Raw genomic sequence first — 9,206 nt, forward strand, 5'->3', positions numbered from 1 at the left:
AACTCCATTCACTATGGCAGGAAACAAACCCTTCAACAAACAGACTGAACCCCGTGAGCGTGATTATCAGGTCGCCGGGTTAAAAGTCCCGCCGCACTCGATTGAAGCGGAACAGTCGGTGTTGGGCGGTTTAATGCTGGACAACGAACGCTGGGACGATGTCGCCGAGCGCGTGGTGTCCGAGGACTTTTATACCCGTCCACACCGCCATATCTTCACCGAAATGGCGCGCCTGCAAGAATCGGGCAGCCCGATTGACCTGATTACGCTCGCGGAATCGCTGGAGCGACTTGGGCAACTCGATAGCTGTGGCGGATTTGCCTATCTGGCAGAACTCTCAAAAAACACGCCAAGTGCGGCGAACATCAGTGCCTATGCCGATATCGTGCGTGAACGTGCCGTTGTTCGTGAAATGATTTCGGTGGCCAACGAAATTGCCGAAGCGGGCTTTGATCCACAAGGGCGCAGCAGCGAAGATCTGCTCGACCTGGCTGAATCACGCGTGTTTAAAATTGCCGAAAGTCGCGCGAATAAAGACGAAGGCCCCAAAAATATTGCCGATGTGCTCGACGCCACCGTCGCGCGTATCGAACAGCTCTTCCAGCAGCCGCACGACGGCGTAACGGGCGTCAATACCGGCTACGACGACCTCAACAAGAAAACCGCAGGCCTACAGCCGTCGGACTTGATTATCGTCGCGGCGCGACCTTCGATGGGTAAAACGACATTTGCGATGAACCTCGTCGAAAATGCGGCGATGTTGCAGGATAAGCCGGTTCTTATTTTCAGTCTCGAGATGCCATCAGAACAGATCATGATGCGTACTCTGGCATCGCTGTCGCGCGTGGATCAGACCCGAATTCGTACCGGTCAACTTGATGACGAGGACTGGGCGCGCATCTCCGGCACCATGGGGATCTTGCTGGAAAAACGTAACATCTATATCGATGACTCCTCCGGCCTGACGCCAACGGAAGTGCGCTCCCGTGCGCGCCGTATTGCCCGCGAACACGGCGGCATTGGCCTTATCATGATCGACTACCTCCAGCTGATGCGCGTGCCGTCACTTTCCGACAACCGTACGCTCGAAATCGCAGAAATTTCCCGCTCGCTGAAGGCGTTAGCGAAAGAGCTACAGGTTCCTGTTGTGGCCCTGTCACAGCTTAACCGCTCCCTGGAACAACGTGCGGATAAACGCCCGGTCAACTCCGACCTGCGTGAATCCGGCTCCATCGAGCAGGATGCGGACTTAATCATGTTTATCTACCGTGATGAGGTTTATCACGAGAACAGCGACCTGAAAGGGATCGCGGAAATCATTATCGGTAAACAACGTAACGGCCCAATCGGTACGGTACGTCTGACCTTTAACGGACAGTGGTCGCGTTTCGACAACTATGCCGGCCCTCAATATGATGATGAGTAATTTCTAAGGAATTCAAATGCAAGCGGCAACTGTTGTTATTAACCGCCGCGCTCTGCGACACAACCTGCAACGTCTGCGTGAACTGGCACCCGCCAGCAAGCTCGTTGCAGTCGTGAAAGCGAACGCTTACGGACACGGTCTTCTTGAGACCGCGCGAACGCTCCCCGATGCCGATGCTTTTGGCGTCGCCCGTCTAGAAGAAGCTCTGCGCCTGCGTGCAGGCGGAATTACCCAGCCTATTCTGCTGCTCGAAGGCTTCTTTGAAGCCAGCGACCTCACCACCATTGCCGACCAGCATCTGCATACCGCGGTCCATAACGAAGAGCAGCTTGCCGCGCTGGAAACCGCTGAGCTCAGCGAGCCAGTAACCGTGTGGATGAAGCTCGATACCGGGATGCACCGTCTGGGCGTGCGCCCTGAGAAGGCGGATGCGTTTTACCAGCGCCTGAGTCAGTGCAAAAACGTGCGCCAGCCGGTCAATATCGTCAGCCACTTTGCCCGTGCCGATGAGCCAGAATGTGGCGCCACTGAGCAACAGCTCGATATCTTCAACACCTTCTGTGAAGGCAAGCCGGGAATGCGCTCTATTGCCGCATCCGGCGGTATTTTGCTCTGGCCGCAGTCGCATTTCGACTGGGCACGTCCTGGCATCATTCTCTATGGCGTTTCACCGCTGGACAACAAGCCCTGGGGGCCGGATTTTGGCTTCCAGCCGGTGATGTCGTTGGTGTCTAACCTGATTGCGGTGCGTGAGCACAAAGCGGGTGAGCCTGTGGGTTACGGTGGAACCTGGGTCAGCGAGCGCGATACGCGGCTTGGCGTGGTGGCGATGGGGTATGGCGATGGTTATCCGCGCGCTGCGCCGTCCGGTACACCGGTGCTGGTCAACGGCCGTGAAGTGACAATTGTCGGTCGCGTGGCAATGGACATGATCTGCGTGGATTTGGGGCCAGATGCCGAAGATAAAGCAGGCGATTCGGTAGTGATGTGGGGCGAAGGGCTGCCCGTTGAACGCATCGCGGAAATAACGAAAGTAAGTGCTTACGAACTTATCACGCGGCTCACCTCAAGGGTAGCAATGAAATACGTCGAGTAAGTTATGGCGTTCGCGTCCAGCCGCCCCGGGTGCCGCTGGACGCGATTCCGTCACCAGACTTATTTCAACACGTTGTAGATCGCCTGGTTGGTTAAATAATCCGATGCCAGCCCTGATGCCGGGCTAAAGCGCGCGCCCTGCACGGATGAGAACGGTTTTCCGGTGCTGCCCAGAGAAACGTAACGCTCGCCCTGATCGTTCTCAGAAACGGTGTACACCGTTTTTTGCATCTGCGCGAATTGCCCCGCATTACGCTGGTTCGCCTGATGCAGTTCCAGCAGCTGTAGTCCGCCCAGGTTCAGCGTTTTATCCAGGCTTACACCCCATCTTTGCAGGCACACTTCTGCGAAATGCCGCACGATCATTCCCGGTTCATGCAGTACTTTTTCTCCACTATTGCCATTTGCGGAGGCATTGCCGACCAGCGTCGCGTGTCGCCCTGGCATCGGGTAAATATGCACTGCCGTTGCGTTGTCGGTATCCGGAACCACGCACGAAAAGCCTTTCGAGCGCTCGTCTCTGGCGTAGAAAGCCACATACTCTTTGACGTTGCGGCCAAGCGTGACTTTCTCCGTCTGGAAGTTCCCCATACCCGGCACTGGATCGATGGCAAAAATGTTCACCGGAATCGTGGCCAAAAGCGGATCGGCCAGCATGGCATTGGCAAGCATATGGCAACTAATTCCCCCGCGGCTCCAGCCTACCAGGTTAACCTGAGTCGGCAGGACTTGCCCTTTGCGGAAGGTCTTGATGATCTGCTGCTGAAGCGCCTGCTGCGTCACTTTGCGATCGCCATAGTCATATTTACGCCACCAGAAAGATCCGGTCACTTCGACGTCCTGGATGGGCACCCCCGCTTTTTTTAGCTGTTCATAATTCTCCTGAGTCAGCTTTTCGCGCTGCCAGTCAACGTGGCCTTTAATGATATTGATGGCATGCTGCACGTTTTCCTTCCAGCCGCTGCCCACAAGCTGCCCGCGAAGTTGTGAATAATCGCCGCTTTTTACCCAAAGCTCATCGCTTTGCAAATTACCGCTTCCTGGCCCATCAAGAATGACCCATTCGGCAAACTCTTTGCCTTTGTTGTTCGCGGCCAATGTGGAAATTAATTCGCCACTCCAGTAATTAGCATGAGAATCATCGAATTTATTAGATCCGGTACCACAAAAAAATACTGTTAATGTCGTCATAAATAACCTCGTTAAAATATTACTGTATAGGTGGATGACACAACTGCCTTTTAATAATAAGTGTCAGGTTTGTATTGAAAATATGCCGATAAGCCTGGGCTTTTTCTGATAGAAATGGTTTCTTGGGTTCTATTTTATTAAGGCTGTATTTTTCGTTAAGTGCTACTTAACTTCTTAGTCAGGGAATATGGCATTCGCCTTATGCCGAATGCTGTTTTTACAGTTCGGAAATAGCACTCATACTCATTTTCGGAAAAGGTTGATTGAATAATTCAAGGGAATGGAAATCACACGAGGTTACGTTGCGATGAATATATTGATGATCGATGAATTGCCGATCTACATTCACGGTATGAAGACTGAGCTGAAAAGAGTCATGCCGGAATGTACCGTTTTTGCTACAAACAGCTTTGAAGATGCACAGGTTATTCTGGCGTCAACGCCGGTAAACATTATTTTGCTCGACGGTGAAATGAAATGCAGTGATTTCATCCATAGTCTGACGTCCAATTGGCCTACGTTGCCGATTGTCGTGATGTTGAGAAAAGCGACAGACAGAATATTTAATTTTTACATTCGACAAAATGTAAAAGGTATTTTCACCAAAGAGCTTCCGGTAGAGAAAATCAGCCAGATATTAAGCATGGTCGCTTCCGGGGTAGTCTGCTTCCCCGAGCAGGCGGTGGTTCACCGGGAACAGCCCGTTAGCGCATTGCCGATCCACTCTCTGAGTCGTCGGCAGCAGGAAGTTCTCAAACTTCTGGCCAACGGAGGAACGAATAAGCAAATCAGCAGACAACTCAACATCAGTGCGGGTACGGTCAAAGTGCACCTTGAGTCAATTTTTCATCGGCTTCAGGTAAACAATCGCACCCAGGCTGCAATGCTCTATTTTAAATATATTGCTAATTAGGCGACACGCCGTAAAATTTCGTGCAGTGATTGTCATGTTAAATAAAAGCGCAACAAGTGGGCTTTGTTGCGCTTTTATCTTGTTTAGTGCGATTGTGATTTGAAGTAATAGATAACAACAATTAAGGTTCCGAAATCCTGTAGTAACCAAAAAGGGAAGCTGTCGCTCAGAATGTCAGCGCCTGTCAAAATAAACTTCACGTTTAAGCTGCTTTCGCCAAAAAAGCCAAACGCCAGTGCCGCTAAACCGATTTTACACAGTGTCGGTAAAGCGTGTACGCGTCGGCTGTAGGCCGCAAATAATATCAATAGCGACGTCACCAGATCGACAACAATAATAAAAGGCAGAACCCATCCGTTCATCATGTTAAGCATCTTATTCCCCATCAAGTTTGTTGTTATTTAAATCAGGCTGAGGAAGTGACTCATTTCTGACTTTGCTTTTGATCACGCTGGCAACGTCAAAAATATCGCGCTGTTCATGGCGGCGAAAGAAGTTAGCCAGCCAAACAATCAGCCCATTGCTCATGGCGCCCAATATGTATCCTAAGCCCAGCGTAATATCGGCCTGGTTAAGATCTATTTTCAGCCAGCGGGCGGCTAACCCACCTAACGCCACCGCGGCCCCCATACTGATCCCACCAAAAATGATGCCCGCCATAAACCGGCTGTGCTGGTGCAACCGCTGTGGTTGCCAGAAAAAAGAAATACTTACACCACCAAATAAACCTGAAAAAGCCAGTAATGCTTCACTAATAAGCGTAGGGAGATAGATGTCAGACATGACGTTATCCTCAACAAGATAAAAACCCCAGTAAAAGGGGTTTTATCACCGTGACAGGGGCGGATTATTGGCAAGGTTCCAGCTCAGCCAAATGCTGATACTTATCGGTTGTGATAAACCGCTGTTGCCCGGAAAGGCTGTAAATCACGCGCTTAGGGCTGCGATAACCCTTCTGAACGTCAATATCAGCGCTGAGCCACTGCTGCTTTGCGGGCAGGGCCGGGTTTGCGTAGCTATCGCCGCCAATCCACTTTTTATTGGTAGGTTTTAACCCCCAGAGTGTCTCCGTCTCTTTGCCAGACCAGCCAAGCCGCCTTGCTTCATCGGTAGTGATATAGCGATCGGGCAGCCGGCCAAAGTTTTTAATGTTTCGCAGCGTGGTCGCCAGGTCCGTCACGTCGTTAATCGGCGCGACGCCCTGCTCAGATAAAAACGTATTGGTCTCTTTAATTTCATCTTCGCAGGTTTTCAGGGCCGCGCTGGCCTGCATCGCAGCGGTAAGGGTGACGGCCAGGACAGCCGCTTTGATCAATAAGCCGTGTTTCATCGTGTTTTCCTTTTTAATTAACTGAGAAACAACTTCATTTCCGCCTCGCGGCGTCGGGTAAGGCCCGTCAACACTTTACCGCCCGCTTTGTTCCAGCTTTTGAACTGGAGCGCTGCGCCGTCGATGTCCCCGGTGTTAAATTTCTTCAGCAGGGTCGATTTCTTTAAATTGCCGACGCCGAGGTTGAAGGCAAACGACACCAGCGCATCGAACTGGCTTTGAGTTGCACTGTGGGTCAGCAGCTTTTTAACGCCATCCTCCGTGCGCTTCAGGTCTTTGCGCAGCAGGGTTTTGGCCTCGCCAGTGGTGATTTTGGTGAGTTTTTCCATCTCCTCTTTGAGGATCAAATGGCCGTAGCCGATGGTCCACAAACCCACGGCGTCGCGATAACGCTCCAGCTTCAGTCCTTCAAAATGGCAAATCAGCTCGACGCCTTTATCGCCGGTGCTTTCAGGTTGTTTTTGCATCATGGAGTCTCCTCTGCTCTGGGACGGGGAATGACTTTGTTGGTGTATTCGTCAATCAAACGCATCACGCTTTCCGGCGGGGGTAATGCGGTAAATTGCATCTCCACGTCAACGTGGCGGCTATCGCGTCCACCTTTGCTGTCGCTTGAGGGCGAAAGGCTGACATGAAAGCGACCAAACTCGTTTTCACCCGCCTGCTGCGACGGGGTTTGCATCCCTTCGGTGCGGATCGTGAGGTTGACCTTCATTTTTTCCAGCATCAGGCCGCGCGGGGTGGAAAGTGCGACCAGCGGCAGGTCGAAATAGTGCTTTTCATCCAATGCCAGCTGAATGGTGCGGGGGATCAGCGAGCCGTCGTCCGCCGGTTCAAAAAAAGGATCCAGCGCCTTCATATACTGCTGGGCGATCATTTCATTAGCTGCCGTCGCCGCGTATTGCATTCCCCGGGTAATATCTTCAAGCGTGACGGGTACGCCCGGAATATCCGCGGGAGGCGGTGGAGTATTTCCCTTTACCGGAGGCGGCGTTCCATCAGCCTCTTTCTCCGTCTTATTCTCTGGCTCCTCATCCTTGTTGCCGCGTAGCCACGTTTTAAAAGACATAGTTCACTCCTGAAGTGAGGCCGCCGACGGCAGCCTCATGCGTTAGGGAAAAGCAATACTCTGCTGGCGGACCGTTACTGCGCCGCGACAGGCTTGGTTTTGGCGTTGGTGAGATAATCAATCACGCGCTGCAGCGCTTCAGGCGGTTCCTGACGTTTGATCTGTGTGTGAATGGAATACTTGGCGCGGGTGTCGGTGGAGCGGGTTTGCTCCGATTTATGCGATACCTTGCCGGTCATTTTGGCTTTGAACACGCCCCAGCCGATGGACGCTTCAACGGAGGCTTCCGCTTCAGTGCTGCTGGAGCTGGCTTCGCTCTGGCTCACTTCCAGCTCGAAGTCGATGGTGCCGTCTTCAATGCAAATGATGGGGTGAGTGATAGCCGCCAGCAGCGGGATGCTCATTTTGCGGGTAACGCTGCCTTTATTAACGCCTTGCTCGTCCACCACGGTTTCGTCGTAATCAAACTCAATGGCGACGGCTTTACCGTCTTTAATACAGACGGAAAGCAGGAAATCGGTATACGACTTGCTGGCCTGAACCTGCGCTTTGATCATCGCCTGCAGCGGGCCGCCGATCATATGTTCCAGCGGCAGGGCGTTAATGACTGAACCAATAAATTGTGAATCCATAATGTGAACTCCTTGAATCAGTGAATGCGCGGATGCGCAGGATTCACATTACGGCAGGGGGAGATTGTGAAATATTGGGCAAATGACACGGGGCGAGAGTGCAAAAAACCTATGCCGATCGCAGGATGCGGGGAAAGGGTGGTTTTACGGGAGGTTCCGGTTTATTGTTGAAATCCCTGCCTCATCGATTTCCGGAGAACCATCGCGTGTTTCAGAAAGTTGACGCCTACGCCGGCGACCCCATTCTCTCCTTAATGGAGCGTTTCAAAGAAGATCCTCGCAGCGACAAAGTGAACCTGAGCATTGGCCTGTATTACAACGAGGATGGCATTATTCCTCAGTTGCAGGCGGTGGCAGAAGCCGAAGCGCGTCTTAATGCTGTGCCACATGGCGCATCGCTTTATCTGCCGATGGAAGGGTTAAATGCTTACCGTAGCACCATTGCGCCGCTGTTGTTTGGGGCCGAACATCCGGTGCTTACGCAAAAACGTGTCGCCACCATCCAGACGCTGGGCGGCTCGGGTGCGCTGAAGGTTGGTGCAGACTTCCTGAAAAAATACTTCCCGGATTCCGGCGTGTGGGTCAGCGATCCTACGTGGGAAAACCACGTTGCTATCTTCGAAGGTGCAGGTTTTAAGGTCGCAACTTATCCGTGGTTCGACAACGAAACCAACGGTGTGCGCGTAGAGGCACTGCTGGAAAAACTGAACACCCTGCCAGAGCGCAGTATTGTGCTCCTGCACCCTTGCTGCCATAACCCAACGGGCGCAGACCTCACCAATCCTCAATGGGATGCGGTGATTGAGGTACTGAAAGCGCGTAACCTGATCCCGTTCCTCGACATTGCCTACCAGGGCTTTGGCGCAGGTATGGAAGAAGATGCCTATGCGATTCGCGCCGTTGCCAGCGCCGGGTTACCTGTACTGGTCAGCAACTCGTTCTCTAAAATCTTCTCCCTGTATGGCGAGCGCGTTGGCGGTTTGTCTGTGGTCTGTGAAGATGCTGAAGCCGCAGGGCGCGTGCTGGGCCAGCTGAAAGCGACCGTGCGCCGTATCTACTCCAGCCCTCCAAACTTTGGTGCGCAGGTTGTAGCGACCGTTCTGGGTGACGATAAGCTGAAAGCGTCCTGGCTTGCCGAAGTGGAGGCGATGCGCAAACGCATTCTGTCTATGCGTCAGGAGCTGGTCAACGTGCTGAAAGAGGCCGTACCGGGACACAATTTTGACTATCTGCTTAAACAGCGCGGGATGTTCAGCTACACCGGTTTGAGTGCGGCACAGGTTGACCGTCTGCGTGATGAGTTCGGCGTTTACCTGATTGCCAGCGGCCGTATGTGCGTAGCCGGTCTGAATGCCAGTAACGTACAGCGCGTAGCGCAGGCGTTTGCTGCTGTAATGTAAGTACTTACTTACTTACTTACATTGTGTGCCCTCTCCCTGTGGGAGAGGCAACACCAGTAATGTTTGTCTTTATTCAGCGATGACATTACGCCATTGAAATAAAAGACTACTAGCGGCTTCATGGTCCGGCTGCAAATCGCCGAAGCGTTT

General features: G+C 52.5%; 11 protein-coding genes. 4 read left to right on the forward strand and 7 right to left on the reverse strand.

Features of this window, described 5'->3' with window-relative positions:
- The first annotated feature begins 13 nt into the window (after positions 1-13).
- Positions 14-1,426 carry a replicative DNA helicase gene (dnaB, locus tag M987_RS07330; protein WP_014068512.1) on the forward strand — a complete coding sequence of 471 codons (1,413 nt, stop codon included), beginning with the start codon at positions 14-16 and terminating at the stop codon, positions 1,424-1,426.
- 16 nt (positions 1,427-1,442) lie between these two features.
- Positions 1,443-2,522, forward strand: coding sequence for an alanine racemase (gene alr / locus M987_RS07335; RefSeq protein ID WP_014068513.1), 1,080 nt, complete (start codon positions 1,443-1,445; stop codon positions 2,520-2,522).
- A gap of 59 nt (positions 2,523-2,581) precedes the next feature.
- Here alr and M987_RS07340 read toward each other — a convergent pair whose 3' ends face one another.
- Complete coding sequence (locus tag M987_RS07340) at positions 2,582-3,712, reverse strand: hypothetical protein (RefSeq protein WP_014068514.1); 1,131 nt, start codon at positions 3,710-3,712, stop codon at positions 2,582-2,584.
- A 280-nt stretch (positions 3,713-3,992) separates the two neighbouring features.
- Here M987_RS07340 and M987_RS07345 point away from each other — a divergent pair, with 280 nt between their 5' ends.
- Positions 3,993-4,625 carry a response regulator transcription factor gene (locus tag M987_RS07345; protein ID WP_245551562.1) on the forward strand — a complete coding sequence of 211 codons (633 nt, stop codon included), beginning with the start codon at positions 3,993-3,995 and terminating at the stop codon, positions 4,623-4,625.
- Between the two features lie 83 nt (positions 4,626-4,708).
- Here M987_RS07345 and M987_RS07350 read toward each other — a convergent pair whose 3' ends face one another.
- From M987_RS07350 to M987_RS07375, 6 genes are all read right to left on the reverse strand, one after another.
- Positions 4,709-4,990: a hypothetical protein gene (locus tag M987_RS07350; protein ID WP_245551563.1), complete on the reverse strand. Its 282-nt coding sequence runs from the start codon at positions 4,988-4,990 to the stop codon at positions 4,709-4,711.
- Positions 4,991-5,000: 10 nt separating this feature from the next.
- On the reverse strand, positions 5,001-5,408 hold the full coding sequence (locus tag M987_RS07355) for a hypothetical protein (RefSeq protein WP_014068517.1): 408 nt from the start codon (positions 5,406-5,408) through the stop codon (positions 5,001-5,003).
- Between the two features lie 64 nt (positions 5,409-5,472).
- A complete protein-coding gene (locus M987_RS07360; RefSeq protein WP_014068518.1) occupies positions 5,473-5,955 on the reverse strand; it encodes a ribonuclease domain-containing protein in 483 nt (160 codons plus the stop codon).
- Between the two features lie 17 nt (positions 5,956-5,972).
- Positions 5,973-6,422 (reverse strand): lysozyme, encoded by a 450-nt coding sequence (locus M987_RS07365; RefSeq protein ID WP_041162173.1) that lies wholly within the window; start codon positions 6,420-6,422, stop codon positions 5,973-5,975.
- Positions 6,422-7,024, reverse strand: a complete 603-nt coding sequence (locus M987_RS07370; RefSeq protein WP_014068520.1) for a DUF2589 domain-containing protein — start codon at positions 7,022-7,024, stop codon at positions 6,422-6,424. Before M987_RS07370 ends, M987_RS07365 begins: the two co-directional genes overlap by 1 nt.
- Positions 7,025-7,098: 74 nt before the next feature.
- Positions 7,099-7,656 carry a DUF2589 domain-containing protein gene (locus tag M987_RS07375; protein WP_014068521.1) on the reverse strand — a complete coding sequence of 186 codons (558 nt, stop codon included), beginning with the start codon at positions 7,654-7,656 and terminating at the stop codon, positions 7,099-7,101.
- 206 nt (positions 7,657-7,862) lie between these two features.
- Between M987_RS07375 and tyrB the strand changes: the two genes are divergently transcribed.
- The gene (gene tyrB, locus M987_RS07380) at positions 7,863-9,056 is read left to right on the forward strand and encodes an aromatic amino acid transaminase (protein ID WP_014068522.1); all 1,194 of its coding nucleotides are present in this window, start codon (positions 7,863-7,865) and stop codon (positions 9,054-9,056) included.
- The last annotated feature ends 150 nt before the right edge of the window (positions 9,057-9,206 follow it).

This window comes from Enterobacter soli ATCC BAA-2102 (assembly GCF_001654845.1).
In the GTDB taxonomy this organism is placed as follows: domain Bacteria; phylum Pseudomonadota; class Gammaproteobacteria; order Enterobacterales; family Enterobacteriaceae; genus Enterobacter; species Enterobacter soli.